At 67.8% G+C, this 26,028-nt stretch carries 25 protein-coding genes; 17 read left to right on the top strand and 8 right to left on the bottom strand.

Translation table 11 applies throughout. The features are described from left to right. Positions 1-64 precede the first annotated feature (64 nt). The 6 genes from BP05_RS11550 (at position 65) to BP05_RS11525 (ending at position 5,372) form a co-directional block, all read left to right on the top strand. Positions 65-832: a ferredoxin--NADP reductase gene (locus tag BP05_RS11550; protein WP_496363553.1), complete on the top strand. Its 768-nt coding sequence runs from the start codon at positions 65-67 to the stop codon at positions 830-832. A 166-nt stretch (positions 833-998) separates the two neighbouring features. Next, positions 999-1,586: a hypothetical protein gene (locus BP05_RS11545; protein WP_496363551.1), complete on the top strand. Its 588-nt coding sequence runs from the start codon at positions 999-1,001 to the stop codon at positions 1,584-1,586. Continuing rightward, on the top strand, positions 1,583-1,780 hold the full coding sequence (locus tag BP05_RS11540) for a helix-turn-helix transcriptional regulator (RefSeq protein WP_496363549.1): 198 nt from the start codon (positions 1,583-1,585) through the stop codon (positions 1,778-1,780). Before BP05_RS11545 ends, BP05_RS11540 begins: the two co-directional genes overlap by 4 nt. 52 nt (positions 1,781-1,832) lie before the next feature. Then, positions 1,833-3,398 carry an alpha/beta hydrolase gene (locus tag BP05_RS11535; protein WP_496363547.1) on the top strand — a complete coding sequence of 522 codons (1,566 nt, stop codon included), beginning with the start codon at positions 1,833-1,835 and terminating at the stop codon, positions 3,396-3,398. Between the two features lie 28 nt (positions 3,399-3,426). Beyond that, on the top strand, positions 3,427-4,173 hold the full coding sequence (locus BP05_RS11530) for an ABC transporter ATP-binding protein (protein ID WP_496363545.1): 747 nt from the start codon (positions 3,427-3,429) through the stop codon (positions 4,171-4,173). Continuing rightward, entirely contained in the window at positions 4,170-5,372 is a 1,203-nt protein-coding gene (locus BP05_RS11525; RefSeq protein WP_496363543.1) for an ABC transporter permease, read from the top strand. Before BP05_RS11530 ends, BP05_RS11525 begins: the two co-directional genes overlap by 4 nt. Positions 5,373-5,590: 218 nt before the next feature. Here BP05_RS11525 and BP05_RS11520 read toward each other — a convergent pair whose 3' ends face one another. The 5 genes from BP05_RS11520 to rpmH form a co-directional block, all read right to left on the bottom strand. Further along, positions 5,591-6,619 (bottom strand): energy transducer TonB, encoded by a 1,029-nt coding sequence (locus BP05_RS11520; RefSeq protein WP_496363541.1) that lies wholly within the window; start codon positions 6,617-6,619, stop codon positions 5,591-5,593. Positions 6,620-6,754: 135 nt separating this feature from the next. Then, positions 6,755-8,098: a tRNA uridine-5-carboxymethylaminomethyl(34) synthesis GTPase MnmE gene (gene mnmE, locus BP05_RS11515; protein ID WP_496363539.1), complete on the bottom strand. Its 1,344-nt coding sequence runs from the start codon at positions 8,096-8,098 to the stop codon at positions 6,755-6,757. 83 nt (positions 8,099-8,181) lie between these two features. After that, positions 8,182-9,867: a membrane protein insertase YidC gene (gene yidC / locus BP05_RS11510; protein ID WP_496363537.1), complete on the bottom strand. Its 1,686-nt coding sequence runs from the start codon at positions 9,865-9,867 to the stop codon at positions 8,182-8,184. A gap of 40 nt (positions 9,868-9,907) precedes the next feature. After that, positions 9,908-10,360: a ribonuclease P protein component gene (gene rnpA / locus BP05_RS11505; RefSeq protein ID WP_496363535.1), complete on the bottom strand. Its 453-nt coding sequence runs from the start codon at positions 10,358-10,360 to the stop codon at positions 9,908-9,910. A gap of 75 nt (positions 10,361-10,435) precedes the next feature. Then, complete coding sequence (gene rpmH / locus BP05_RS11500) at positions 10,436-10,576, bottom strand: 50S ribosomal protein L34 (protein WP_031374044.1); 141 nt, start codon at positions 10,574-10,576, stop codon at positions 10,436-10,438. A gap of 317 nt (positions 10,577-10,893) precedes the next feature. Between rpmH and dnaA the strand changes: the two genes are divergently transcribed. The 11 genes from dnaA to BP05_RS11445 all read left to right on the top strand — a co-directional run bounded on the left by dnaA (position 10,894) and on the right by BP05_RS11445 (position 23,189). Then, positions 10,894-12,234 (top strand): chromosomal replication initiator protein DnaA, encoded by a 1,341-nt coding sequence (dnaA, locus tag BP05_RS11495; RefSeq protein WP_496363531.1) that lies wholly within the window; start codon positions 10,894-10,896, stop codon positions 12,232-12,234. 448 nt (positions 12,235-12,682) lie between these two features. Further along, on the top strand, positions 12,683-13,783 hold the full coding sequence (gene dnaN, locus BP05_RS11490) for a DNA polymerase III subunit beta (RefSeq protein ID WP_496363529.1): 1,101 nt from the start codon (positions 12,683-12,685) through the stop codon (positions 13,781-13,783). 103 nt (positions 13,784-13,886) lie between these two features. After that, positions 13,887-15,029 carry a DNA replication/repair protein RecF gene (gene recF, locus BP05_RS11485; protein ID WP_496363527.1) on the top strand — a complete coding sequence of 381 codons (1,143 nt, stop codon included), beginning with the start codon at positions 13,887-13,889 and terminating at the stop codon, positions 15,027-15,029. Between the two features lie 166 nt (positions 15,030-15,195). Continuing rightward, positions 15,196-17,658, top strand: a complete 2,463-nt coding sequence (gyrB, locus tag BP05_RS11480) for a DNA topoisomerase (ATP-hydrolyzing) subunit B (RefSeq protein ID WP_496363526.1) — start codon at positions 15,196-15,198, stop codon at positions 17,656-17,658. A gap of 123 nt (positions 17,659-17,781) precedes the next feature. Next, on the top strand, positions 17,782-18,588 hold the full coding sequence (locus tag BP05_RS11475) for a M48 family metallopeptidase (RefSeq protein WP_496363525.1): 807 nt from the start codon (positions 17,782-17,784) through the stop codon (positions 18,586-18,588). 110 nt (positions 18,589-18,698) lie between these two features. Next, a complete protein-coding gene (locus BP05_RS11470) occupies positions 18,699-19,925 on the top strand; it encodes a tetratricopeptide repeat protein (RefSeq protein ID WP_496363523.1) in 1,227 nt (408 codons plus the stop codon). A gap of 158 nt (positions 19,926-20,083) precedes the next feature. Beyond that, positions 20,084-20,752 carry an energy transducer TonB gene (locus tag BP05_RS11465; RefSeq protein WP_496363521.1) on the top strand — a complete coding sequence of 223 codons (669 nt, stop codon included), beginning with the start codon at positions 20,084-20,086 and terminating at the stop codon, positions 20,750-20,752. Positions 20,753-20,828: 76 nt separating this feature from the next. Next, the gene (locus tag BP05_RS11460; RefSeq protein ID WP_496363519.1) at positions 20,829-21,602 is read left to right on the top strand and encodes a MotA/TolQ/ExbB proton channel family protein; all 774 of its coding nucleotides are present in this window, start codon (positions 20,829-20,831) and stop codon (positions 21,600-21,602) included. Positions 21,603-21,652: 50 nt separating this feature from the next. Then, complete coding sequence (locus tag BP05_RS11455; protein WP_496363517.1) at positions 21,653-22,084, top strand: ExbD/TolR family protein; 432 nt, start codon at positions 21,653-21,655, stop codon at positions 22,082-22,084. A 21-nt stretch (positions 22,085-22,105) separates the two neighbouring features. After that, a complete protein-coding gene (locus BP05_RS11450; protein ID WP_496363515.1) occupies positions 22,106-22,522 on the top strand; it encodes an ExbD/TolR family protein in 417 nt (138 codons plus the stop codon). Between the two features lie 256 nt (positions 22,523-22,778). Further along, positions 22,779-23,189 (top strand): ExbD/TolR family protein, encoded by a 411-nt coding sequence (locus BP05_RS11445; protein WP_496363513.1) that lies wholly within the window; start codon positions 22,779-22,781, stop codon positions 23,187-23,189. Positions 23,190-23,312: 123 nt separating this feature from the next. On the opposite strand, the gene BP05_RS11440 is transcribed toward BP05_RS11445, so the two are convergent. The 3 genes from BP05_RS11440 to cls all read right to left on the bottom strand — a co-directional run bounded on the left by BP05_RS11440 (position 23,313) and on the right by cls (position 25,945). Continuing rightward, positions 23,313-24,074: a pyridoxine 5'-phosphate synthase gene (locus BP05_RS11440; RefSeq protein WP_496363511.1), complete on the bottom strand. Its 762-nt coding sequence runs from the start codon at positions 24,072-24,074 to the stop codon at positions 23,313-23,315. Positions 24,075-24,131: 57 nt separating this feature from the next. After that, on the bottom strand, positions 24,132-24,392 hold the full coding sequence (locus BP05_RS11435; RefSeq protein WP_496363509.1) for a hypothetical protein: 261 nt from the start codon (positions 24,390-24,392) through the stop codon (positions 24,132-24,134). A 116-nt stretch (positions 24,393-24,508) separates the two neighbouring features. Further along, positions 24,509-25,945 (bottom strand): cardiolipin synthase, encoded by a 1,437-nt coding sequence (gene cls, locus BP05_RS11430; RefSeq protein WP_496363828.1) that lies wholly within the window; start codon positions 25,943-25,945, stop codon positions 24,509-24,511. Between the last annotated feature and the right edge of the window lie 83 nt (positions 25,946-26,028).

The raw sequence follows: 26,028 nt of genomic DNA, 5'->3' as shown, positions 1-26,028 counted from the left end.
TAGGCGGCCCGGTGGCGAGGCCTTCGCCACGCAGTGTTCCATCCGACCGGTAGAACGTCCGCACGTGGCCATCCAGCACTTTCCGCTCAAGCTCGTTTCGCGCCGCATGCTGGCGCCGACCGTCGGCCACTACACCTTCGTGCGCGGGGATGGGCAGCCACTGGACTTCATCCCCGGCCAGTTCATCCAGGTCCACTTCAACTACGCCGATGGCACCGCCACCAAGCGCTCGTATTCGCTGGCGACCATCCACGACCATGCATTGGGTCCGGGCGAGGGCGTGGAGATCGCGGTGAGCTACGTGGCCGGCGGCGCCGCGACGGCGCTGTTCGAGGGCCTCAAGGACGGCGAAGTCGTCGACGCCAGCGGGCCGTTCGGGCGCTTCTGCCTGATGCCGGCGGACAGCAACCGGCGCTACCTGCTGATCGGCACCGGCACCGGCGTGACGCCCTACCGCTCGATGCTGCCGCAGCTGGAAGCCCAGATCCGCGAGCGCGGCGTGCAGGCAGTGCTGCTGTTTGGCGCGCGCACGCCCGCCGAGCTGCTCTACGGCGACGAGTTCCGCGCGTTCGCCGACAAGCACCCCGGACACTTCCGCTTCGTGCCGTGCCTGTCGCGCGAACTGCCCGCGGCGGATTCGCCGCACGCGCACGCCGACGTGCGCCACGGCTACGTGCAGCAGTTCCTCGCCGAGTTCGCCCCGGATGCGACGGCCGACATCGCCTACCTGTGCGGCAACCCGAACATGGTCGACGCCTGCTTCGAGACGCTGAAGGGCTACGGCCTGCCGGTGCCGCAGATCCGCCGCGAGAAGTACGTCAGCAGCAAGTAGCGGCTGTCCGGCAGGCACGGTGTAAAGGACGCTTGACACCGCGGATGCGCCGGCCTACCGTGCCTGTCAAGCAACCTTGACAGACGCCGATGCCGCACGCCCGCCTTCGCCCCGCTACTCCGCCATTGCGCGCCTGCGGCCCCGCCCGCGCCAGGACTCGCGCGTCGTGAGCCAGTGCCGGCGCGTCGCCATCGCGATCCTGGCCGCCTGCGTGGTGGCGTGGGTCGCCGCCGCGGGCACGGCGTGGCTGCACTGGCCGCTTCCGGCCGCTCCGGTCCGGGTCGGCGCGCACCTGACCATGGCCGGCGTGTTCATCGCCGGGTTGCTCTGGTTCATGCCCGGCGGCTTCGGTGACGTCGCCACGCCGGCGCTGACCCGGCGCTACTACCGCGAATTCGCCCCGCCGATGATCGCGTACGCGCTGGTCATGTTCGCGTGGAAGCCGCTGCTGCGCAGCCTCGAGCTGCCGTGGCTGCGGGTCGCGATCGCCCTGCTGCCGTCGTTGCTGGTGTTCCTGGCGATCCGCGCCATCGGCCGCTACGTGCGCGATTCCGACGAACTCCAGCGGCGCATCGAGCTGGAATCGGTGGGCCTGGCCGCAGGCATGGTCAGCACCGTCTACATGACCGCCGGCTTCCTGCAGAGCGCGAAGATGCTCGCGATCGGCGCGGCCACGGCGATGCTGTGGGTGTTCCCGGCGCTGTGCCTGTTCTACGGCATCGCCCGGATCGCCATCGCGCGGCGCTACGCATGAACAACCGCCTGCGCGACCTGCGCGAACGCAAAGGCTGGTCGCAGGGCGAACTGGCCGAGCAGCTCGAGGTATCGCGCCAGACCATCAACGCGCTGGAGACCGGCAAGTACGACCCGAGCCTGCCGTTGGCGTTCCGGATCGCGCGCCTGTTCGGCAAGCCGATCGAGTCCATCTTCCAGCCGGACGAGCCCTAGTCCGCTTGCCCGCATCCATCCACGCACATCGCACTGAGAGGGAACCCGCACGATGTCCCGCACCAAGTTTCGAATCGCCCTGGCCGTGAGCGCGCTGGCCGTGCTGGGCTACCGCCAGTTGCACGCCTCGCGCGACGACGCCGCGCCTGCCAAGCCAGCCAGCCACGCGGCCAGCGCCGCCACCCCGTTGCGCCAGTTCGGCCGCATCGCCTTCAAGCCGTGCGTGCTGACCAGCGAGCAGGGCTTCGCCCCGCTCGAGGCGCAGTGCGCCACCTTCCCGGTGCCGGAAGACCGCGCCCATCCAAAGGCGCGCACCATCGCGCTCAACATCGCGTGGCTGCCGGCCGAGGGCAAGAACGGCGGCACCCCCGATCCGATCTTCTTCCTCGCCGGTGGCCCGGGCCAGGCCGCGACCGAGGTCGCCGCCGCGGTCGACCAGGGCCTGGGCCAGGCGCGCAAGCAACGCGACATCGTGCTGATCGACCAGCGCGGGACCGGCCGCTCCAATCCGCTCGACTGCCGCGATCCGGACGGCCGCCCGCTGAAGTTCGACGAGACCGCCGAACTCGACGAAGCCCGGCTCGACGCCTACGTCGCGCAGTGCCTGAAATCGCTGCAGGGCCGCGCCGATCCGCGCTTCTACACCACCGGCGACGCCATCGCCGACCTCGACGCGGTACGCGCGGCGCTCGGCAGCGACAAGATCAACGTGATCGGCGGCTCGTACGGCACGCGGGTAGCGCAGCAGTACGCGATGCACTATCCGCAGCACGTGCGCAGCGTGGTCCTCGATGGCGTGGCGCCCAACCGGATGGTCGTCGGCGGCGAGTTCGCGCGCCAGCTGGAAGCGGCGCTGCGCAAGCAGGACGCGCAATGCGCGAAGGTGCCGGCGTGCAAGGCGCGCTTCGCCGGCGACGGCCACGACCTGCTCGCCCGCCTCAACACCCTGAAGGCGCGCCTGGCCGCCGCACCAGTGGCGGTGAGCTACCGCGACCCCGACACCCACGAGCTCAAGCAGGACACCTTGAACGCGGACACCCTGGTCGGCCTGACCCACGGCGTGTCGTACGTGCCGCAACTGTCGTCGCTGCTGCCACTGGTGGTGAGCGAGGCCGAACAAGGCCGCTACGAGTCGCTGATGGCGATCGCGAAATTCTGGAGCAACCAGGTCAGCGACCAGCTCAACCGCGGCATGCAGTGGTCGGTGATCTGCGCCGAGGACGCGCCGCGCTACCAGCCCGATCCGGCCGATGCCGGTACGGTGCTCGGCGCCGACATGGCGCGGATGTTCTTCGCCGCGTGCAAGCAGTGGCCGCGCGGCGCGATAGCGGCCGACTTCACCCAGCCGCTGAAGACCGCGCTGCCGGTGCTGGTGATTTCCGGCGAACTCGATCCGGTGACGCCGCCGGTGTACGGCGACGAAGTGGCGAAGACCCTGCCGAACGGACGCCACCTGGTGCTGCGCGGCCAGGGCCACGGCGGCATGAGCCTGGGCTGCATGCCCAAGCTGCTCGGCCGCTTCTTCGAGACTGCGGACGCGAAGGCGCTCGATGCCAAGTGCCTCGACAGCCTCAACTACGTGCCGCCCTTCACTTCCTTCAACGGCTGGGAGCCGTGAGCCGCGCGCTCACCCGGGAACTGCACACATGATCAACGCAACCGACTTGCACAAGACTTTCAAGACCCGCTCCGGCGTGGTGAAGGCCGTGGACGGCGTCAGCTTCAGCGCCCGCGACGGCGAAATCACCGGCCTGCTCGGCCCCAACGGCGCCGGCAAGACCACCACGCTGCGCATGCTCTACACCCTGATGCAGCCCGAGCAGGGCCGCATCGATGTGGACGGCATCGACGCGGCGCGCGACCCGGAAGCCGTGCGCCGCGCGCTCGGCGTGCTGCCCGACGCGCGCGGCGTGTACAAGCGCCTGACCGCGCGCGAGAACATCGCCTACTTCGGCGAGCTGCACGGCATGGGCAAGGCGGACATCGCCCGCCGCACCGAGGTACTGTCGAAGGCGCTGGACATGGGCGACATCCTCGACCGCCAGACCGAAGGCTTCTCGCAGGGCCAGCGCACCAAGACCGCGATCGCGCGCGCGCTGGTGCACGACCCGAAGAACGTGATCCTCGACGAGCCGACCAACGGCCTCGACGTGATGACCACGCGCGCGATGCGCGGCTTCCTGCAGCAGCTCAAGGCCGAAGGCCGCTGCGTGATCTTCTCCAGCCACATCATGCAGGAGGTGGCCGCGCTGTGTGACCGCATCGTGATCATCGCCAAGGGCCACGTCGTCGCGGCCGGCACCGCCGACGAGCTGCGGGCGAAGTTCGGCGAATCCAACCTGGAAGACGCCTTCGTCAAGGCCATCGGCTCGGAGGAGGGCCTGCACGCATGACCACGACCGCAATGAAGACCGGCTTCCTGCCCACGCTGTTCGCGGTGATGCGCAAGGAGCTGCGCGACATCTCGCGCGATCGCCGCACGATGGCGCTGGCGCTGCTGCTCGGCCCGCTGCTGTATCCGGTGCTGATGCTCGGCGTCGGCAAGCTCGGCGAGAACCGCGCCAAGACCGAACTGGAGAAGGTGCTGGAAGTGCCGGTGATCGGCGCCGCGCGCGCGCCGAACCTGGTGGCGTTCCTGGCCACGCGCGGGATCAAGGCGGTGGCGCCGCCGCAGGACCTGGATGCGGCGATCGCGCGCCAGGACGTCGACGTCGCGCTCAGCATCGATGCCGAGTACGGCAAGCACTGGCGCGGCGGCGACGCGGCCAAGCTCGAGATCGTCGCCGACAGCACGCGCAAGGCCGCGGACATCCCGGTGGCGCGCCTGCGCAGCGCGCTGGAAGCCTATCGCGACCAGGTCGGCACCCTGCGCCTGCTCGCGCGCGGCATCGATCCGGGCATCACCCGGCCGTTGAGCATCGGCAACCGCGACCTGGCGTCGGCGGAAGCCAAGCGCGGTGCGCTGGCGGCGGCGTTGCTGCCTTACCTGCTGATCCTGACTTCGTTCCTCGGCGGCGCGTACCTGATCATGGATGCCACCGCCGGTGAGCGCGAACGCCAGTCGCTGGAGCCGCTGCTGGCGACGCCGTCGGCCCGCAGTTCCATCGTCAGCGGCAAGATCGCCGCCGCGTGCGCGATGGGCGTGGCCTCGCTGCTGCTGACCCTGCTGGCGTTCAAGCTGACCGCGCAGTTCTCCGGCAGTGCCGGCCTCGCCGTCGATGTCAGCTTCATGGCGATGGGCAAGATGCTGCTGGTGCTGGTGCCGATGCTGTTCATCGGCACCTCGCTGCTCACCTACCTGTCGGCGGCGGCGAAGAGCATGAAGGAAGCGCAGAGCCACATGATGTGGCTGATGCTGCTGCCGATGGTGCCCTCGATCATGCTGATGGTGAACCCGCTGAAGGAGCAGCCGTGGCAGTACGCGGTGCCGTTCCTGGCGCAGAACCAGCTGCTGCTGAAGGTGATCCGCGCCGAATTCATCCCGATGCAGGTGTGGGGCATCTACCTCGCCGCCGGCTTCGCGGTGGCCGCGGTGCTGTGGTTCGCGGCGGTGCGCCGCTACCACCAGGAACGCCTGGCGATCTCGGGGTGATCACGCGCAGCGTGGAGGAGTTCGCTGCTCCTTCCCGCTGCTCCGCATGCAATCCGGCCCGTGCAGTTGCGGCCGCATGGGCCGATGCACACGCCGGATGCAACGATGCTGGTCGAAAGCGGCGCCCCGTCCCGGCTGCGCCCGGGATCTTCTTCATCGACTCCTCAAAAAGCACGAAGCCCGCCAATGGCGGGCTTCGTCTTGTTGCGGGGTCGCGCTTACCCCTGCGGGTTGAAGCTGATCTCGCGGCGCGTGGTGACCGGCGCGGACACCGGCTGGAAGCGCCACCTGCGCACCGCGTTGACCGCTTCGCGGTCGAACACGCGCGCCGGGTTGGAACGCACGACGCGGGCCGCGGTGACGGTGCCGTCGGTGCCGACGGTGTATTCGACCAGCACCGAGCCCGACTGGCCCGCGCGCAACGCTTCCGGCGGGAACTTCGGTGCCGGCATCGAGATCGGACGCAGCTCCGCCGCGCTCGGTCCCGAGGTCGCGGCGGCGGTGCGCTGTTCGGCGGCGCGGCGGTCGGCGGCGGCCTTGTCCGCGGCCGCCTTGTCGGCGGCGACCTTGTCGGCAGCGGCCTTGTCCGCGGCGGCGGCCTTGTCGGCGGCGGCCTTGTCCGAAGCCGCCTGCTGCGAGGCCAGCTTCTTGGCGGCGTCTTCCTGCTGCTTCTTCTGGTCGGCCAGGCGCTGGGTTTCCAGGGCCTTCTGCCGCTTGGCCTCCTCTTCCGCGGTCAGCGCCTGCGCGCGCTGGGCGGCGGTGGCTTCCTGGGCGGCGATGCTGGCCTTCAGGCGGGCCAGGGCCGGGTGCTGCGCGTCGGCCTTCTCGAGCAGCGCGGCCAGGCGCTTGGCTTCGCTGAAGTCGTCGCGGTTGACGCTCTGCTCGATGGCGATGACGGTCATCGGCAGCAGGTCGGTGAGCGCGCTGGCGACGGCGGCGTCGCCCTGGGTCTTGTCGCGCAGGGCCAGGTAGTACTCGACCGCGTTGTCGCCGGCGGGGGCGTACAGGCGGTTTTCCGAATAGGCCTTGCTGGCGGCATCGCGCAGCTGCTCGGGCGTCATCGACGCGACCTGCGAGGACACGGCGGTCGCGGGCGTCGGAGCCGGCGCGGTGGTGGTGGCAGTGGTGGCCTGCGCGGCGGGCTTGTCCTCGCCGCACGCGGCGAGCACGAGGCCGAGGGTCAGCACGGCGATGAACTGAAGCGTGGCGGGCCGGCGCACGGACCGGACGGAGTGGTTCGAAATCATGGTTTTAAGGTCCCCTGGAGTGCGTCGATCGAGTGCGCACAACGCAAGTGAGACCCGTGCCGGACCCTTTGTCAAGCGTGCGCCGGGTTCATCTTTTGCGGGATCGCGGACCCCGCCGAGATTTGCGACGCCGTGTCACTTTCCTATGCAAAAGCTGGAAAAAATGTGACCTAAAAGGTCATCCGCGCGGACCTGTCCGGTGATCTCGCCGAGCGCGTCGTGCGCGTGGCGCAGCGATTCTGCGGCGAGCTCGAGCGCCTCCACGTCGAGCTGTTCGCGGGCCTGGCCGAGCTCGGCCTGGGCCACCCGCAGCGCGTCGACGTGGCGCGCGCGGGCGGTGAAGGTCCCGGCCCCCGCCTCGCCGGCGCCCTGTGCGAGGGCGCGCAGGCGCGCGTGCAGCGCGTCCAGCCCCGCGCCGGTCAGCGCGGACACGTGCAGGTGCTCCTCGCCGGCGCGCACGGGCGCTGCCGGCAACAGGTCGCTCTTGTTGTGCAGCCACAGCCGTTGCGGTACCTGTTCGATCGCGCTGGCAACCGCGGCGCGGCCCGCGTCGGCATCGCGCGCGTCCAGCACGACGATGGCGAGGTCGGCGCGCCCGAGTTCGTCGCGCGCGCGGCGCATGCCCTCGCGCTCGATCGCATCGCCGCCCTCGCGCAGGCCGGCGGTGTCGACCAGGGTGAGTTCGATCCCGTCGATGCGCACGACTTCCTGCAGCAGGTCGCGGGTGGTGCCGGCGATGTCGGTGACGATCGCGCGATCGCTGCCCGCCAGCGCGTTGAGCAGCGAGCTCTTGCCGGCGTTGGGCGGCCCGACGATGACCGCGTGCAGGCCGTCGCGCAGGCGGCGGCCGCGCTCGGCCGCACGCAGCAGCTCGGCGAGCGCTTGGCTCGTGGCGGCGAAGCGGGCGCGCAGTTGCGCGCCACCGAGGGTGTCGATCGGCTCGTCGGCGAAATCGATCGCGGCCTCCACGTGCACGCGGATCGCCAGCACGTCGGCGGCGAGCGCTTCCACGCGGCGCGAGAATTCGCCTTCCAACGCACGCCGCGCCGCGCGCGCGGCATTGGCGTCGGCGGCGGCGATGAGGTCGGCGACGGCTTCGGCCTGGGCCAGGTCGAGCTTGCCGTTGAGGAAGGCGCGCTCGCTGAACTCGCCGGCGCGCGCGCGCCGCACGCCGAGTTCGACGCAGCGCTGCACCAGTTGTTCGAGCACCACCGGGCTGCCGTGCGCCTGCAGTTCGACCACGTCTTCGCCGGTGTAGCTCGCCGGGGCCTGGAACCAGAGGACGATCCCGTCATCGATGGTCTCGCCGTCGACGCCGGCGAATCGCGCGTAATGCGCGCGGCGCGGGTGCAGGCGCGAACCGGCGATGGCCTCGGCGATCGCGCGCGCACGCGTGCCGGAGAGGCGCACGATGCCGACGCCGCCCGCGCCCGGCGCGGTGGCGATCGCGGCGATGGTGTCGCGCTGGGGGGTGGCCATGCGGCTATCGTCGCAGATGCGCGCGAGCCGCAAAACAGAAGCCCGCCAGGCGGCGGGCTTCGTGCGCGAGCTTCGCTCCGGGATCAGGCCGTGGCGACCTTGGCCGGTTCCTCGGCATAGCGCTTGGTCATCCACCACTGCTGTAGCAGGCCCAGGCTGCCGTTGGTGATCCAGTACAGCACCAGGCCGGCGGGCATGAAGGCGAACAGCACGCCGAACACCAGCGGCATGAACTGCATCATCTTCTGCTGCATCGGGTCCATGCCCGGCGCGGGCGGCGTCATCTTCTGGGTCAGCCACATCACGCCGAGGTTGATTGCCGGCAGGATGAAGTACGGATCGCGCGCGGTCAGGTCGGTGATCCAGCCGATCCACGGCGCGTGGCGCAGTTCAACCGACTCCGACAGCATCCAGTACAGGCACAGGAACACCGGCATCTGCAGCAGGATCGGCAGGCAACCGCCAACGGGGTTGATCTTCTCCTTCTTGTACAGCTCCATCATCGCCATCTGCAGCTTCTGCTTGTCGTCGCCGTAGCGCTCCTGCAGTTGCTTGATGCGCGGCTGGAACTTGCGCATCTTCGCCATCGATTTGTACTGCGCGGCCGACAGCGGGAACATCAGCGTCTTGAGCAGCACCACCAGGCCGACGATCGACCAGCCCCAGTTGCCGAGCAGGCCATGCAGCTTGTCGAGCACCCAGAAAAGCCAGCCGGCGAGCGTGGCGGCCCAGCCGTAGGAGGAGAAATCGACCGCGCGATCGAGTCCCTTCACCTGCTGCGTCTCGATCTGCTTCACCAGCTTGGGGCCGACCCACAACCGTGCGCTGGTTTCGACCTGGCCGCCGGCCGGAACGTTGAACGAGGGGCCGCGCGCCTCGATTGAGTAGCGACCGTTCTGTTCGTGCAGGGTGTACAGCGCGGGCTGGTCCTTCTGCGGGATCCACGACGCGAAGAAGTGGTGCTGGAGCATGCCGACCCAGCCGCCGGTCACCTGCTTGTCGAGCGGGCCGTCGGCGAACTTGTCGTACTTGCGCTTGTTGTATTCGCCGTCGAACCACGCGGCGCCCTGGAAGCTGTACTTCTCCGCGCTCATCGGTCCGCTGCTGGCGATCGCATGCGGCACGCGGCTCAGGCCGCGGTAGACATAGGCCGTCCACGGCGCGGCGCCGGCGTTGCTGACCTGGTCGCGTACCTGCACCACGTAGCTGCCGCGCTGGAACACGTAGCTGCGATGGATGGTCACGCCGTTGGCGCCGGTCCATACGAACGGCACGACCAGTTCCTTGTTGCCGTCGGCGAGGACGTACTCATGCGCGGCGGAAGCAGGGCGGAAGCCGCCGTGGTCCGGGGCGCCGGTGGCGCTGTTCCAACCGCTCTGGGCGACGAAGTAGTTGGCGCGGTCGTTGGACAGCAGGCGCACCGGCTGGCTGTTGGCGGCGGCGAGCGACGGGTACTTGAGCAGATCGGCCTGGCGCAGTTCGCCGCCGTCGAGCACGACATGCAGGACGTCGGTGGTGACCGTTACCGTCTCGGCCCCAGGTGATGCCGCCGTCGTCGCGCCGGGGGCCGGCTCGGCAGTTGCGCTCGGCACGCCACCGCTGCTGGCCGAGGGAATCGCGGCCGACGGGACCTCGCTGTTGCCGGCAACGGTTTCGATGGCCGCTGAAGCTGGGGTCGCCGGCGCCGCCTTCTCCTTGCCCCATTCCATCCACAGCAGGGTCGCCACCATCAGCCAGGCGAAGATCAGGAAAAGGCGGGTCTGGTTCATGGGAGCAGGCAGGCTCGGCCGACGCGAAGGGTCGGCACAGTCAGAGGGAGGTGGGGTCGGGCCCGGTCGACGCAAGCCCGTCGCCGGGTGCAAGCGCGTCCGGCACGGGCGGCATTGTGCCGGGCACCGTTGTCAGCGGCAACGCGGCCGCGGGCAGCGCGCCGAGGCGTCGCAGCAGGTCCAGGAAGTGGCGCTCGAGTTGTTCGCGCGTGGCATCGCGCGCAGCGGGACGGGCAACGATGACGTAGTCACCCGGCGCGAGCTGGACTCGGAGATGGCGGAAGACATCGCGCAGCGCACGCTTGATGCGATTGCGTCCAACGGCGCGCGGATCGACCTTGCGCGACACCGCCAATCCCAGGCGCGCGGGTGTCGCCGTGGCATGCCAATGCACGGCCAGCCGAGGCGTGGCCTGGCGACGGCCGTGCTGGAAGATGCGATCGAAATCCGCCCGTGCGCGAACCCGCGCGGTGCGCGGGAAGCTGGGGGTCATCGGGATCATGGGGCCGCCGGTATGGCGAAGGCGGCCGTAGACGTGCTTACTGGAAGCAGGCGCAGCGGTTCGCGCTTAGGCGCAAAGACGCTTGCGGCCCTTGGCGCGACGGCGGGCGAGGATCTTGCGGCCATCGGCGGTCGCCATGCGGGCACGGAAGCCGTGGTCGCGCTTGCGCTTGAGGTTGCTGGGCTGGTAGGTGCGCTTGGTTGCCATGGTCGGCTCGGCGTAAACGACGGAAAAGACCGCGGATTCTAGCGGGGGCCGGCGAGCTAGGCAAGCCCGCCCTACCGCGGCGGCGTCCATGGGCAACGGATCGCCGGCGCCGCGGCTGTGGATAGCAGCCGGTCCGGCGCCGTGGCGGCGCGGGGTAGAGCCGATTTCCCGCCTGTGGACAAGTCCTGTTCCGCGCCCCGTTCGCGGTGATAGTCTGGCCGCCTCCCGCCCCCTTCCCGACGCGATGCGCGCATCGCGTTGAGCCCCTTTTTCGCCGCGGCCACGGGCCGCGGGCCGATTGCGAGTAGTCCTCCCCGATGGAAGCCTGGCCCCGCTGCCTCGAACGCCTGGAAGCCGAATACCCGGTTGAGGACGTCCACACCTGGCTCAAGCCGTTGCAGGCCACCCGCCGCGACGACGTGACCGTGCTGTACGCACCGAATGCCTTCGTGGTCGAACACGTGCGCGAGCGCTACCTGGGCCGCATTCGCGAGCTGCTGGGGTATTTCGCCGGCAGCAGCGAAGTACAGCTGGAGATCGGCGCCCTGCCCCGCGCCTCCGCGCCGATCGCCGCGAACGAGGCGATTCCGGTTCGCGGCGGCAGCGACGCCGCGCGCAGCGAGCCGTTCGAGGGCAACCTGGACGCGCACTACACCTTCGACAATTTCGTCGAGGGCCGCAGCAACCAGCTCGGCCGCGCCGCCGCCATGCAGGCCGCCGCGCGTCCCGGCGATCGCGCGCACAATCCGCTGCTGCTGTACGGCGGCACCGGCCTGGGCAAGACCCATTTGATGTTTGCCGCCGGCAACGCCATGCGCGCGGCGAATCCGAAGATGCGCGTGCTGTACCTGCGCAGCGAGCAGTTCCTGGCCTCGCTGATGAAGGCGCTGCAGGACAAGACCAATGGCATGGCCGCGTTCAAGCGCCAGTTCCAGCAGGTCGATGCGCTGCTGATCGACGACATCCAGTTCTTCGCCGGCAAGGACCGCACCCAGGAAGAGTTCTTCCACACCTTCAACGCGTTGATCGACGGCAAGCAGCAGATCATCCTTACCTGCGACCGGTTCCCGCGCGAGGTCGACGGCCTCGAGCCGCGCCTGAAGTCGCGACTGGGCTGGGGCCTGTCCGTGGCCATCGATCCGCCCGATTTCGAGACGCGCGCGCAGATCGTGCTGGCCAAGGCGCGCGAACGCGGGGCGCATATCCCGGAGGACGTCGCGTTCCTGCTGGCGAAGAAGATGCGCAGCAACGTGCGCGACCTGGAAGGCGCGCTCAATACCCTGGCCGCTCGCGCGAACTTCACCGGCCGGACCATCACCACCGAATTCGCACAGGAAACGCTGCGCGACCTGCTGCGCGCGCAGCAGCAGGCGATCGGCATCCCCAACATCCAGAAGGTCGTCGCCGATTACTACGGCCTGCAGATCAAGGACCTGCTGAGCAAGCGCCGCACGCGCTCGCTGGCGCGCCCGCGCCAAGTCGCGATGGCGCTGGCCAAGGAACTGACCGAACACTCGCTCCCGGAGATCGGTGACGCCTTCGCCGGGCGTGATCACACCACCGTGCTGCATGCCTGCCGCCAGATACGCACCCTGATGGACACCGACGGCAAGTTGCGCGAGGACTGGGACAAGCTGATCCGCAAGCTCAGCGAGTAGCGCTAACCGGGCACGCGATCGGCACTTCTTGTGCCCCGACGGTGCGTCAGCCGCAATATTTTCGGTTCCCCGCTACGCGCCGTGGCCGCGTCGCGGTATCGTTCACCCCTGCGCGGCCGGCATGTGGGTAACCCGCCCGCGAGCCAGTCGGGTAAACGGTTGCAGCCTCCGGACGGCGGTGGACAAGCAGTGGATAGCGGACTTGCCCACAACGGTCTGCGGATGAACCGCCCGGAATCTGTGGATAACTCGGGTGCCGAGTCTGGCGCGCAAAGTTGTCCACAGCTTGTGCCCCGGCTGGCTGGCAGTTCTCACAGGCTTTTAATTCTAGTTTTTCCTTTACGGATCAAAGTGTTGTAATGGTTTTCCGCAGATTTTCGCGGCTCCATCATCACTATGCTTTTGATTTATTCACTACTTTTGTTTTGGGAATGGGGAGCAGCATCGAATGCGTTTCAGCCTGCAACGCGAAGTGTTCCTGAAGCCATTGGCGCAAGTCGTCAATGTCGTCGAGCGCCGGCAGACCTTGCCTGTCCTTGCCAACCTGCTCGTCCAGGTGAAGGGGGGGCAGCTGTCGCTGACCGGTACCGACCTCGAAGTCGAGATGGTGTCGCGCATCGGCGTCGACGACGCGCAGGACGGCGAGACCACGATCCCGGCGCGCAAGCTCTTCGAGATCGTTCGCGCACTGCCGGACGGCAGCAAGGTGACGGTCTCCCAGACCGCGGAGAAGATCACCGTGCAGGCTGGCCGCTCGCGGTTCACCCTGGCCTCGCTGCCGGCCAACGACTTCCCGTCGATTGACGAGGTCGAGGCGACCGAGCGGGTCCGCGTCGCCGAGGCCAGCCTCAAGGAACTGATCGAACGCACGGCATTCGCGATGGCCCAGCAGGACGTGCGCTACTACCTCAACGGGCTGTTGTTCGACCTGCGCGAATCGAGCCTGCGCTGCGTGGCAACCGACGGCCATCGTCTTGCCCTGTGCGAGGCAGCCCTGGACGGCGGTGCGAACACCAAACGCCAGATCATCGTCCCGCGCAAGGGCGTCACCGAGCTGCAGCGCCTGCTGGAAGGCGGCGAGCGCGAACTCGAGCTGGAGATGGGACGCAGCCACCTGCGGGTCAAGCGCGACGATGTCACCTTCACCAGCAAGCTGATCGACGGACGCTTCCCCGATTACGAGGCGGTGATCCCGATCGGAGCCGACAAGGAGGTCCGGATCGACCGCGAGGTCCTGCGCGCCTCCCTGCAGCGTGCGGCGATCCTCTCGAACGAAAAGTACCGCGGCGTGCGGATTGAGGTATCCCCCGGCCAGTTGAAGATCAGCGCCCACAATCCTGAGCAGGAAGAGGCGCAGGAGGAAGTCGAGGCCGAGACCCGGGTCGGCGACCTCGCGGTGGGCTTCAACGTCAACTATCTGATGGACGCCTTGTCTGCCTTGCGCGATGAGACCGTCGTCCTGGCCCTGCGTGATGCCAATTCGTCGGCCCTGGTGCGCGAGGCTTCCAACGAGCGCTGCCGCCACGTGGTGATGCCGCTCCGCCTCTGACGTCTCCGAAATGTTTCACGTGGAACGCCCGGCCCCGGCCGGGCGTTTTGTTTTGGCGTCCTCAAGCGCCCTTGTTCGCGAAGGATCACGGTAGATTTCCCCAATGCACGTCACTCGCTTGGACCTTCGCAACCTGCGTCGCTTCGAAGATGAAACCCTGCGCCCCGGGCCGGGCCTCAACCTGCTCCTCGGCGACAACGGCGCGGGCAAGACCAGCGTTCTGGAGGGTCTGCACCTGATGGCCTACGGGCGGAGCTTTCGTGGCCGGGTCCGGGATGGACTGATCCGGGCCGGCAGCCCGGCACTCGAGGTCTTCGTCGAGTGGAGCGAGCGCGCTACTACCGGCGCCAGGGTGGCGGAATCCGCCGACCAGTCAGCCGCGACGTCGATCGGGCGCTCGCGCAAGGCCGGCCTGCGCCACAGCGGCCAGGAGTGGAGCGGGCGACTGGATGGCAGTACCGTCAGCCAGTTGGGGGACCTGTGTGCGGCCCTCGCGGTCATCAGCTTCGACCCCGGCAGCCACATACTGATCAGCGGCGGTGGGGAGCCGCGACGACGTTATCTGGATTGGGGGTTGTTCCACGTGGAACCGGAGTTCCTGCCGTTGTGGCGCCGGTACTCGCGGGCGCTGAGGCAGCGCAACGCCCTGCTCAAATCGAGGGCCGGTGGGGCCCAACTCGATGCCTGGGACATGGAACTGGCGGACGCCGGCGAACCACTGACCCGCTTCCGGCAGGGCTATCTGGACGCGCTGCTTCCGCATTACAGCGCTCTCCTGGCGGACTTGGCACCCGCCGTGGGCATCGGGACACTCCAGTACTCGCCAGGCTGGCGGCGCGAAGAGATGTCCCTGGCTGATGCGCTGCTGGTCCAGCGCGAGCGCGATCTGGCCAGCGGGCACACCTCGGTAGGGCCGCATCGGGCCGACTGGGCCCTGTCGTTCGGAGCCCTGCCCGGGCGGGAAGCGCTGTCCCGGGGTCAAGCCAAGCTCACCGCCCTCGCCGCCCTGCTCGCTCAGGCGGAGCACTACGCCACCCGGCGCGGGGAATGGCCGGTGATCGCGCTGGATGACCTGGGATCGGAACTCGACCGCCCTCACCAGCGGCGCGTGCTGACGCGGCTGCTGGCCAGTCGGGCTCAGGTCTTCATCTCCGGAACCACGGCTCCGGCGGGTCTGGAAGACTTGGGAGCGTCACACTCCACGTTCCACGTGGAACATGGCCATATCCAGAAGCTCCCAACTTGACCTCGCGCCAAGCTGGCTCGCGCCCAACAGGACCCGCTCGCCGCAGTTCCGTACAGGCCCGGAGGCCACTCGCGGCGGCTATACTTCGCGTACATATATCTAAAGTAGCTCGGCGCGACGCGGCCTTCGTGGTCCGTTGTGCCGCAGGAGCCTGCTGCACCCCATGATGAGCCAGAACGAGCACGATCCCGCGCAAGACGCCATCCCCGTCGAACCCTCCCAGACCTACGATTCCAGCAAGATCACGGTGCTCCGTGGCTTGGAAGCGGTGCGCAAGCGTCCGGGAATGTACATCGGCGACGTGCACGACGGCACCGGCTTGCACCACATGGTGTTCGAGGTCGTCGACAACTCGATCGACGAAGCCTTGGCCGGTCACGCCAATGAGGTCGTGGTGACCCTGCACGAGGACGGCTCCTGCTCGGTCTCCGACAATGGCCGCGGCATCCCCGTCGACATCCACAAGGAAGAAGGCGTGTCCGCGGCCGAGGTGATCCTCACCGTGCTGCATGCCGGCGGCAAGTTCGACGACAACAGCTACAAGGTTTCCGGCGGCCTGCACGGCGTGGGCGTGTCGGTCGTGAATGCCCTGTCCGAGCACCTGTGGCTGGAGATCTGGCGCGACGGCGGCCACCACAAGCAGGAATACGCCCTGGGTGAGCCGCTCTACCCGCTCAAGCGCTTGGAAGATTCGAACCAGCGCGGCACCCTGCTCCGGTTCAAGCCCTCGGTCGAGATCTTCACCGACGTCGAATTCCACTACGACATCCTGGCCAAGCGCCTGCGCGAACTGTCGTTCCTGAATTCGGGGGTGAAGATCACCCTCATCGACGAGCGCGGCGAAGGCAAGAAGGACGTTTTCCAGTACGAAGGCGGCATCCGTTCCTTCGTCGAGCACCTGGCCCAGCTCAAGACCCCGCTGCACCCGAACGTCATCTCGGTGTCGGGGGAAATGAACGGCATCACCGTGGACGTCGCCCTGCAGTGGACCGACGCCTACCAGGAAACGATGTTCTGTTTCACCAACAACATCCCGCAGAAGGACGGCGGCACCCACCTGATCGGTTTCCGCGCGGCCCTCACGCGCACGCTGTCGAACTACATCGAACAGAACGGCATCGCCAAGCAGGCCAAGATCACCCTCTCCGGCGACGACATGCGCGAAGGCATGATCGCGGTGCTTTCGGTGAAGGTGCCGGATCCGAGCTTCTCTTCGCAGACCAAGGAAAAGCTGGTCAGTTCCGAGGTCAGGCCGGTAGTTGAAAGCACGTTCGGCGCACGTTTGGAGGAGTTCCTGCAAGAACACCCCAACGAGGCCCGCGCCATCGCCGGCAAGATCGTCGATGCGGCGCGTGCTCGCGAGGCGGCGCGCAAGGCGCGCGACCTGACCCGCCGCAAGGGGGCGCTGGATATCGCCGGCCTGCCCGGCAAGCTCGCCGACTGCCAGGAGAAGGATCCGGCCAAGTCCGAGCTGTTCATCGTCGAGGGTGACTCCGCGGGCGGCTCGGCCAAGCAGGGCCGCAACCGCAAGACCCAGGCGATCCTCCCCCTCAAGGGCAAGATCCTCAACGTCGAGCGCGCCCGCTTTGATCGCATGCTCGGCAGTGCGGAGGTCGGCACCCTGATCACCGCGCTGGGCACCGGCATCGGCAAGGACGAATACAACCCGGACAAGCTGCGCTACCACCGCATCATCCTGATGACCGACGCCGACGTGGATGGCTCGCACATCCGCACGCTGCTGCTGACGTTCTTCTACCGGCAGATGCCGGAACTGCTCGAGCGCGGCCACATCTACATCGGCCTGCCCCCGCTGTACAAGATCAAGCAGGGCAAGAACGAGCTGTACCTGAAGGACGATGCCGCGCTCGATGCCTACCTCGCCGGCAACGCGGTCGAAGGCGCCGCGCTGATTCCGGCCGATGGCGAACCGCCGATCGCCGGCGAAGCGCTGGAGAAGCTCTTGCTGGCGTATGCAGGCGCACGCGACGCGATTGCCCGCAACGCTCATCGCTACGATCCCAGCGTGCTCGAGGCGCTGATCGATTTCACCCCGCTCGATGCCGCCTCGCTCGCCACCAACACCGACGAACGCCAGGAACTCGACGTGCTGCAGGCCCGCCTCAATCGCACCGGTTTGGGCAAGCCGCGTTACAAGCTCGAACTGCACCCGGCGAGCGATTCGCGTCAGGCGGCGCTGCTCTTGCACCGCAGCCACATGGGCGTGGAACACACCCAGGTGCTGCCGATGGCCGCGTTCGAAGGCGGTGAACTGCGCGCGGTACGCGAGGCGGCGGCGCTGCTGCACGGCCTCATCCGAGGCGGTGCGAAGATCGTCCGAGGCAATCGCGAACAGCCAGTGCACAGCTTCGCCGAAGCGCAGGCGTGGCTGCTCGAAGAAGCGAAGAAGGGACGCCAGATCCAGCGCTTCAAGGGCCTGGGCGAAATGAACCCTGAGCAGCTGTGGGACACCACGGTCAATCCGGAAACGCGCCGCCTGCTGCAGGTGCGCATCGAGGATGCCGTTGCCGCCGATCAGATCTTCTCGACGCTGATGGGCGACGTGGTCGAACCGCGGCGCGACTTCATCGAGGAGAACGCGCTCAAGGTCGCCAACCTGGACGTGTGAAATCGCACGCCAGTCCCTGGTCTCCGCGGCTGTTACACCGGCATCGCGAGTACGCCCCGAATCGTTGACAAAGCGTTAATACGACCGGGGCTACAACCGGATCACCCATTCAGGAATATCGCGATGAAACGCTTGCTGCTTGCGGTTGCCGTTGGAGCTTTGCTCGCGGGTTGCGCCACCACAACGTCCCCTACCGGCCGCACGCAGGTCGTCGGTGCGGTATCCGAAGAACAGCTGGCGCAGCTGGGTGCGCAGGCCTTCGCCGAAACCAAGGCCAAGACCCCGCAATCCAGCGACGCGCGCGAATCGGCGTACGTGCGCTGTGTCGTGCAACGCGTGGTCGAACAACTTCCGCAGGAATGGCAGAACATCGGCTGGGAAACCGCCTTGTTCGTGGACAACTCGCCCAATGCCTTCGCGCTTCCCGGCGGCAAGGTAGGCGTCAACACGGGCATCTTCACCGTCGCGAAGAATCAGGACCAGCTCGCCGCCGTCGTCGCGCACGAAGTGGGTCACGTCTATTCGCACCACCACAACGAACGCATTACCAAGCAGATGGGGGCGCAAGGCGCCCTGCAGCTGCTGGGCGCGCTGGCAGGCTCCCGCTATGGCGAGGGCGCGGCCAATGCCGTCGTCCAAGGAGGCAGCATCGCGGCGCAGGCGGGCTTCCTCCTGCCCAACTCGCGCACGCAGGAGAGTGAGGCCGATGTGGTTGGCCAGCAGCTGATGGCACGCGCGGGCTTCGACCCTCGCCAGGCCGTGAACCTCTGGGAAAACATGATCGCTGCCAGCCGCAGCCGTCCGCCGGAATGGCTTTCGACCCACCCCAACCCCGAAACCCGCATCCAGGAACTGGGCAGCCGGGCGCAGAGTCTGGTGCCCGTGTACGAGCAGGCGCGGGCCAGTGGCCGTACGCCCAGGTGTGGATAAACGCCACAAGTACCGCACACAAAACCCCATATCACCGGACCGGCCGTTTCTGCTAGCGTGGCGGCCCCTTGGCCCGACCCTTCCACACGGGCAGCAACATAGGTGACTGTATGACTTCCACTTCTTCCCGTAGCACCGTCCTGGCCGCTGCTGTCGCTGCCGTGCTCGCGTTCGGCGCGGTGTCCCAGGCCAATGCACAGAGCGCCGCCGAACGGGCGCAGCAGCGTCGCGCCGAGCGCGAGGCAGCCAAGGCAGGCAAGGCAGGCAAGGAAGAGAAGAAGGAAAGCAGCTACCCCAACGCCACGCGCAAGGAGCCGAGCACCAAGGCGTCCGCGAAGGCCACGCCGAAGCTGCAGAAGATGATGAAGCTCTACGACGCCGACAAGGCCGCCGAAGCACGCGCCGCCGCCGACGAGATCATCGGCACCGAATCCTTCAACGCATACGACCGCGCATTCGCGGCGCAGATCGCCGCGCAGATCGCCTACGAGTCCGATGACAGCAAGGGCGCCATCGCCTACCTCGACAAGGCGTTGAGCCTGGACGGCCTCGACAACAATGGCCACTACAACGCGATGCTGATGAAGGCGCAGTTGCAGCTGCAGGAAGACAAGTACGCCGAAGGCCTCGCGACCATCGACCGCTTCCTCACCGAGACCAAGAGCCAGAATCCGGAACACCTGGTCATCAAGGGCAATGCCCTGTATCGGATGGAGAAGTTCCCGGAGGCGGCTGCGGTGCTCAAGCAGGCGGTGGACGCGAGCCCGGATCCGCGCGCCGACTGGCAGCAGCTCCTGATGGCGGCTTACGCGGAAAGCGGCCAGGCCGACCAGGCCATCGCCATGGCGGAAAAGGTCGCCGCCAAGACCCCCAACGACAAGCGCGCGCAGATGAACCTCGCGGCGATCTATCTGCAGTCGGACAAGTACGACAAGGCTGCGGCAGTGCTCGAAAAGCTGCGCGCCGCGGGCCAGTTCACCGAAGACCGCGACTACCGCCAGTTGTATTCGACCTACCTCAATTCCGAGGGCAAGGAAAAGCAGGCCGCCGCGGTGATCAAGGACGGTCTCGACAAGGGCATCCTCAAGCCCGATCACCAGGCCTATCTGGCGCTGGCGCAGTCGTACTACTTCTCCGACCAGCCGATCCCGGCCATCGACGCCTACAAGAAGGCCGCGCCGCTGGACGATGACGGCGAGACCTATCTCAACCTTGCCCGCCTGTTGTGGCAGGAAGAGCGCATCCCCGAGGCCAAGGAAGCCGCCAAGCAGGCCATTGCGAAGGGATTGAAGAAGCCGGATGACGCCAAGAAGATCCTGGCGCTCCCGGCAAAATAAGAGCCGCACAGCACAAAAAAGCCTATTCGCGCTTGGAAGCCCCGGCGCGAATTGGTATATGCTAGGAGGTTCCTGCGATCTCGCCGATGCGAGCGCGCCGGAATCGAACACCGCCCGCGGCGCTCTGGCGTCCGGATTTACTCCCCGAGCTACGGCGCATGACGCAAGCCCTCGAAATCCATACCCACGACGACGAGCCCGAAGGTCTTAATTGGGCGCGTATCACCGGCATCAGCATGGCGCTTGCCGTCCACGTCGGCGCCCTGCTGTTGCTGCTTGCTCCGCTGGCCGCACCGCCGAGCGAAAAGGCGAAAGAAGAAACCACGATCGTGAACATCGTGCGTCCGCCGCCGCCCCCGCCGCCGCCGCCGCCGCCGCCGCCGGAAGAGCCCAAGCCGCAGCCGGTCCGCCAGCTGTCGCCGCCGCAGCCGACGCCCCTGCCGCCGCCGCCGGAGCAGCCGCCGATCGAGGTCGAAGACCCGAGCCCGGTGGACCTGCCGCCGGTGCCGCCGTCGCCTCCGGCGCCGCCCCGCCCGACCGAGACCATCGCCGGCTCGATCGATCCGTCCTCGCAGCGCATGAACCCGCCGGATTACCCCGCGGCCGCGGCTCGCGCCGGCGCGACCGGCACGGTCGTCCTGCTGGTCGACATCGACGCCCAGGGCAACGTGATCAACGTCCGCGTCGAGAAGTCCAGCCGCAACCGCGATCTGGACCGCGCTGCCCAGGACGCTCCGAGGAAGAAGAAGTGGCGCTTCAACCCCGCCAAGGAGAACGGGCAGCCGGTGGCCAGCACCGTGCGCGTCCCGGTCGTCTTCAATCTCTAAGTTTCAAACCCCGGCTTCGGCCGGGGGCCCTGTAGTAATTAGCAATTCCACCTTCCACGACTAAAAGGTAAGCGTCATGTTGCAGGAAACCACCGCCGCCGCTGCGGCACAAACCGGGGGCTCCAACGCCGCCGCTCTGTCGCAGATGGGCTTCGGCAATCTGCTGCAGGAAATGATCAGCAACCCGGGCCACTACGCCGTTTCCTGGGCCGTGTTGCTCACCCTGACCCTCATGTCGGTCCTGTCGATCTATTGGATCGTCACCAACTTCATCAAGAACGTGCGCCTGAAGAGCACGTCCGACCGCGTCATCAGCACGTTCTGGGAAACCCCGAACGCGCAGGACGCCATCCGCTTCATGGAAGAGCAGCCGCGCTTCGAGCCGTTCTCCAAGATCGCCCTCGACGCCGCCCAGGCCGCCGCGCACCACCAGCGCCATGAAGGCTCGCGTCTGGTCGAGTCGCTGAACCGCTCCGAGTTCGTCGACCGCGCCCTGCGCCAGGGCGTCACCCGCGAATCCTCGCGCCTGGAAGCCGGCCTGACCGTGCTCGCCACCGTCGGTTCGACCGCGCCGTTCGTCGGCCTGCTCGGCACCGTGTGGGGCATCTACGGCGCGCTGATCCGCATCGGCGCCTCGGGCAACGCCTCGATCGACGCCGTCGCCGGCCCGGTGGGCGAAGCGCTGATCATGACCGCGATCGGCCTGTTCGTCGCGATCCCGGCGGTGCTGGCGTACAACTTCTTCACCCGCCTGAACCGCGTGACGAACAACAAGTTCGACACCTTCGCCCACGACCTGCACGACTTCTTCGCCACCGGCTCGCGCGTCGGCGAAGTTGCCAAGCGCTGATCCCGGCGTTAGTCCCAAAGATCCGTCAGTAGTCGCTCCGGAGTTCGAACATGGCTTTCAGTTCAGATAGTGGTGGTGGTCGCCCGATGGCGGAAATCAACGTCACGCCGCTGGTCGACGTGATGCTGGTGCTGCTCATCATCTTCATGATCACCGCGCCGCTGATGACGCATAAGGTCAAGGTCGATCTGCCGGAAGCGAACCTGGACCATCGCGACGAAGAGACCATCAAGGTCACTCCGATCACGATCGCGGTCGAGGACACCGGCGCGTTGTACTGGAACGACGAACCGGTGACCAAGGGCGTGATCGAAAGCCGCTTCTCGGTCGAGGCGCAGAAGACCCCGCAGCCGCAGATCAACGTGCGTGGCGACAAGACCGCCAAGTACAAGCTGGTGCAGGAAGTGGTCCAGATCGCCCAGCAGCAGGGCATGCGCAAGGTCGGCTTCGTCGCGATCAAAGATCGCTCGGGCCAGCAGTAACCGTAACCGGAGAAACAAGTCATGGCATTTGCAAGTGGTTCCGGCGGCGGTCCAATGGCCGACATCAACGTCACGCCGCTCGTCGACGTGATGCTGGTGCTGCTGATCATCTTCATGGTGACCGCGCCGATCCTGTCCTATCCGATCGACGTCAACCTGCCGCAGCGGACGCTCAATCCGCCGCAGAACCCGAAGACGCCGCCGCCGCCGATCAGCCTGCGCATCGACGCCAGTGGCACGATCTACTGGAACGACTCGCCGATCGACATGCGCGTGCTGCAGCAGCAGATGATCAACGAAGTGGCCAAGGATCCGACCAACCAGCCGTTGCTCGAAATCGATGTGAACCCGGATGCCGATTACGGCATCCTCGCCAAGGTGCTGGCGCGGGCGAAGAACGCCGACATGCAGAAGATCGGCTTCGTCCAGCCGCAGTAAGCCTGGCAAACGCTTCAACGCTTACCGCAACAAGTCGTGAAACGCCGCCTCCGGGCGGCGTTTTTTTATGCGCACGCAGCCTGACCAGCAGCGCTGGCGCGTGTTGGAAACCGTTCACTGGTTTCAACCCCAACCATCCCTTGCCGCCGTTGCAAACCAGGGCGTAGCGTGAAACCGGGCCTTCGGTGTTCACCGGCGCACCCGCCGGCGGCACCAAGGCCGGCAGCGGCATCCAACGTCAGCACAGGAGGGGACCATGGCGACTTCGGTATTTGCAGGCGACTCCCGCGAACCGCACCGGGCGATGGCGGAAATGAACATCACGCCGTTGGTGGACGTGATGCTGGTGCTGCTGATCATCTTCATGGTCGCCGCACCGATGGTGGCGCGATCGATTGACCTGCGCCTGCCCCAGGCTCCGCCCATAACCCAGGCGGAGAAACCGCCCCACGTGAAACTGCGGGTAGAGGGCGAGGGAAGCTTCGTGCTCGATGGTGTGCTGCTGGGCGAACGCGGCTTGGCCGCGGCGTTGGGCGATGCCGCGCATGCGGCGCCCGGCACGGTGCTCGAGGTGGCGGTGGACGAGGACGCCGACTACCAGGCATTTACCACCGCCCTGGCCACCGCGCGCCGCAGCGGCTTGACCAACATCGCGATGCAGCAGTGATGAAGGAGCCGTGCCGCGGCCAAACCGCGGCACCGGCTTCAACCCAGCGGACGGCAGGTCATACCGGCGGAGCCGCGATCGATGGCTGCAGGCACCGCGGACCGGCGTTTCGCGCCTGTCGCCTCAGACCGCCGCAAGAATGGCGATATAGCGCCGCACGGTGGCCTCCAGCCCGGCGTACAAGGCCTCGCCAACCAGCGCGTGCCCGATCGACACTTCCTGAACCTCAGGCACCGCGCGCAGGAAATCCCTGAGATTGTCCTGGCTGAGGTCATGGCCGGCATTCACCGCCAGGCCGGCGTCGCGCGCCCGCTGCGCGGTGGCGGCGAAGCGATCGAGCACGCTAGCAGCCGCGCCCGCGGCGTGGGCCTCGGCGTACGGGCCGGTGTACAGCTCGACGCGATCGGCACCGATCGCGGCTGCCCGCTGCATGTCGTCGCTCGCGGCGACATTGGCGTCGGCAAACAGGCTGATGCGGCAATGCAGTCCCTTCAGTCGCGCCACCAGCGGTTGCAGGGCGGCCGCGTCGTGGGTGAAATCGAAGCCGTGGTCCGAGGTGAGCTGCGCATCGCCATCGGGGACCAGCGTCGCCTGCGCGGGACGCACCTGATCGCACAGCGCCAGGAAGCCGGGATAGCCGGCGCGGGGTGGCGCGAACGGATTGCCTTCGAGGTTGAACTCGACACCGTACTCGCGGGTCAGTTCGGCGAGCGCGTACACGTCATCGGCGCGGATGTGGCGCGCATCGGGTCGGGGATGCACGGTGATGCCGTGGGCGCCGGCATCCAGGCAGGCGCGCGCGGCGCGCACCACGTCCGGTTCGGCGCCGCCGCGCGAGTTGCGCAGGACGGCGATCTTGTTGACGTTGACGCTGAGGACGGTCATCGCCGCAGTTTACGCCAGCAGTCCGCGTCGCCCCGGTCCGCGCGGCGCGGCACGCGCTCAGCGCACGGTGTCGTTCTGGGAGGCGGCGGCGAGCTTGCGGGCTTCGGCCTGTTCGCGCAGACGGCGCAGTTCTTCCGGGTCGAGGATCAGGTGCTCATCGCGGGCGCGGCTGCCGATGCGGTCGGAAGCCAGCTTCAGCACGAATGCCACGAACAGGCCCAGCGCCACGAGCAGGGCGAGGATGAGCACCACGGGCGAGGAGGTAGTGAACGCCACCCAAAGGGCGCCAAGGGCAAGCAGCAGGAACAACCAGGCCATGGGGCAACTCCGTATCGCACTGGGTGCAGTGTAACGCGCCTCCCGCCGCCGGATTTGTGCGCTTGCGCAGGCCTGCAGCCGCCGCTCGCAACGAGCCGGACCCGCGTCCGGCGCTGTTACAGCACCGGCGAAACCAACCGGGCCAACGCCTCGGGCAGGCGCACCGAAAACAGCGGCCGCTCGCGGCCGATCCGCACTGCCGGCGACGCGGCACATTCGCGTTCCAGCAGCGCCGCCAGCTCGGCGCACAACGGCGCGTCCGCGAACAGCAGCGAGACCTCGAAGTTGAGCCGGAAACTGCGATGGTCGTAGTTCGCGCTGCCGATGATCGCCAGGTCGTCGTCGCACAGCAGCGCCTTGCTGTGCAGCATGCGCGGGCCGTACTCGTAGATCTTGACCCCGGCGGACAGCAACTCGTCGAAATACGAGCGCGCCGCAAGCGTGACCAGCCGGCTGTCGCTGCGTCGCGGCACCAGCAGGCGAACGTCGAGCCCGCCCAGCGCCGCCGAGGTGAGGGCCATGCGCGCGGCCTCGCCCGGCACGAAATACGGCGTGGCCAGCCACACCCGCCGCCGGGCCGAATGGATCGCGCCCACGTGCACGCGATGGATCGCCTCCCACGGCGAGTCCGGTCCCGACACCAGCACCTGCACCGGCACGTGGCCGCGTTGCGGCGTCGGCGCGGGCAGGCTCAGCGGCGGCGTGGCGGTGGCGTAGGCCCAGTCCTCGATGAAGACCAGTTGCAGCGAGGCCACGACGTTGCCTTCCACGCGCAGGTGCAGGTCGCGGTAGGCGTCGTCGCGCAGGCGCTCGTCCTCCTCGTCGGTGACATTGATGCCGCCGGTGTAGGCGATGCGACCATCGATCACCACGATCTTGCGGTGGCTGCGCAGGTTCAGCCACGGGCGCTTCCAGACCTGGCCGAACCGGGCCGGATGAAACCAGGCCAGCTCGCCGCCGGCGGCGAGCAGCTCCTGGAAGAAGCGCGCCGGCGTCCGCCCGGAGCCCACCGCATCGAGCAACAGGCGCACCTTCACCCCGGCGCGCGCGCGCTCCACCAGCGCGTCGCGCAGCGCGGTGCCGGTGCGGTCGGGACAGAAGATGTAGTACTCCAGGTGCACGTGTTCCCGCGCTGCGGCGACGTCGCGCAACAGCGCCGAGTACTTCGCGCCACCGTCGATCAGCAGGCGGGCGTCGGTGGCGGTGGTCGGCGGCAGGCCGGTGGTGGCCTGGCCCAGGCGCGCGAGCTCCATACTCTCCGGACTGGGATGGAATCCGCCCGGCAGCGACGGGAACTTGGCCTTGGCGCGCACGCGGCGCAGGCGCTGGCGATGGATGCGCTGCGGACCGAGCAAGTAGTAGATCAGGAAGCCCAGGTACGGAAGCGCCGCCAGGCTGACCAGCCAGCTCAGCGTCGCCACCGGCTCGCGCTTCTGCAGCACGATCCAGCCCCCGAGCCACAGCAGGTACACCGCCCATGCCAGGCTCAGGTAGAGCTTGAGGTGGGGCACGGCGAGGAGCGTGGACCAGAGGTCGCGCAGGGCGTCGGGCATGCGGATCCGCGAGCGGTACGAGGGAAGGTCGCCATGCTGCGCGACCGCCCGAGGGTACCCCATGGCGACGAATCCGCAGCCGC

The sequence above is a fragment of the Lysobacter oryzae DSM 21044 genome (assembly GCF_059568595.1).
Note: the sequence above shows the minus strand (reverse complement) of the source record. Positions and strands in the feature narration are given on the sequence as shown.

What these genes read in the sequence shown, in the direction of transcription:
- BP05_RS11445 (WP_496363513.1), top strand. Translation starts at nt 22,779, where the DNA reads ATGGCGACTTCGGTATTTGCAGGCGACTCCCGCGAACCGCACCGGGCG.
- BP05_RS11460 (WP_496363519.1), top strand. Translation starts at nt 20,829, where the DNA reads ATGTTGCAGGAAACCACCGCCGCCGCTGCGGCACAAACCGGGGGCTCC.
- cls (WP_496363828.1), bottom strand. Translation starts at nt 25,945, where the DNA reads ATGCCCGACGCCCTGCGCGACCTCTGGTCCACGCTCCTCGCCGTGCCC.
- BP05_RS11465 (WP_496363521.1), top strand. Translation starts at nt 20,084, where the DNA reads ATGACGCAAGCCCTCGAAATCCATACCCACGACGACGAGCCCGAAGGT.
- BP05_RS11525 (WP_496363543.1), top strand. Translation starts at nt 4,170, where the DNA reads ATGACCACGACCGCAATGAAGACCGGCTTCCTGCCCACGCTGTTCGCG.
- BP05_RS11450 (WP_496363515.1), top strand. Translation starts at nt 22,106, where the DNA reads ATGGCATTTGCAAGTGGTTCCGGCGGCGGTCCAATGGCCGACATCAAC.
- rpmH (WP_031374044.1), bottom strand. Translation starts at nt 10,576, where the DNA reads ATGGCAACCAAGCGCACCTACCAGCCCAGCAACCTCAAGCGCAAGCGC.
- BP05_RS11470 (WP_496363523.1), top strand. Translation starts at nt 18,699, where the DNA reads ATGACTTCCACTTCTTCCCGTAGCACCGTCCTGGCCGCTGCTGTCGCT.
- yidC (WP_496363537.1), bottom strand. Translation starts at nt 9,867, where the DNA reads ATGAACCAGACCCGCCTTTTCCTGATCTTCGCCTGGCTGATGGTGGCG.
- BP05_RS11435 (WP_496363509.1), bottom strand. Translation starts at nt 24,392, where the DNA reads ATGGCCTGGTTGTTCCTGCTGCTTGCCCTTGGCGCCCTTTGGGTGGCG.
- BP05_RS11520 (WP_496363541.1), bottom strand. Translation starts at nt 6,619, where the DNA reads ATGATTTCGAACCACTCCGTCCGGTCCGTGCGCCGGCCCGCCACGCTT.
- BP05_RS11530 (WP_496363545.1), top strand. Translation starts at nt 3,427, where the DNA reads ATGATCAACGCAACCGACTTGCACAAGACTTTCAAGACCCGCTCCGGC.
- BP05_RS11455 (WP_496363517.1), top strand. Translation starts at nt 21,653, where the DNA reads ATGGCTTTCAGTTCAGATAGTGGTGGTGGTCGCCCGATGGCGGAAATC.
- dnaN (WP_496363529.1), top strand. Translation starts at nt 12,683, where the DNA reads ATGCGTTTCAGCCTGCAACGCGAAGTGTTCCTGAAGCCATTGGCGCAA.
- mnmE (WP_496363539.1), bottom strand. Translation starts at nt 8,098, where the DNA reads ATGGCCACCCCCCAGCGCGACACCATCGCCGCGATCGCCACCGCGCCG.
- BP05_RS11440 (WP_496363511.1), bottom strand. Translation starts at nt 24,074, where the DNA reads ATGACCGTCCTCAGCGTCAACGTCAACAAGATCGCCGTCCTGCGCAAC.
- BP05_RS11535 (WP_496363547.1), top strand. Translation starts at nt 1,833, where the DNA reads ATGTCCCGCACCAAGTTTCGAATCGCCCTGGCCGTGAGCGCGCTGGCC.
- BP05_RS11540 (WP_496363549.1), top strand. Translation starts at nt 1,583, where the DNA reads ATGAACAACCGCCTGCGCGACCTGCGCGAACGCAAAGGCTGGTCGCAG.
- dnaA (WP_496363531.1), top strand. Translation starts at nt 10,894, where the DNA reads ATGGAAGCCTGGCCCCGCTGCCTCGAACGCCTGGAAGCCGAATACCCG.
- BP05_RS11475 (WP_496363525.1), top strand. Translation starts at nt 17,782, where the DNA reads ATGAAACGCTTGCTGCTTGCGGTTGCCGTTGGAGCTTTGCTCGCGGGT.
- gyrB (WP_496363526.1), top strand. Translation starts at nt 15,196, where the DNA reads ATGAGCCAGAACGAGCACGATCCCGCGCAAGACGCCATCCCCGTCGAA.
- recF (WP_496363527.1), top strand. Translation starts at nt 13,887, where the DNA reads ATGCACGTCACTCGCTTGGACCTTCGCAACCTGCGTCGCTTCGAAGAT.
- rnpA (WP_496363535.1), bottom strand. Translation starts at nt 10,360, where the DNA reads ATGACCCCCAGCTTCCCGCGCACCGCGCGGGTTCGCGCACGGGCGGAT.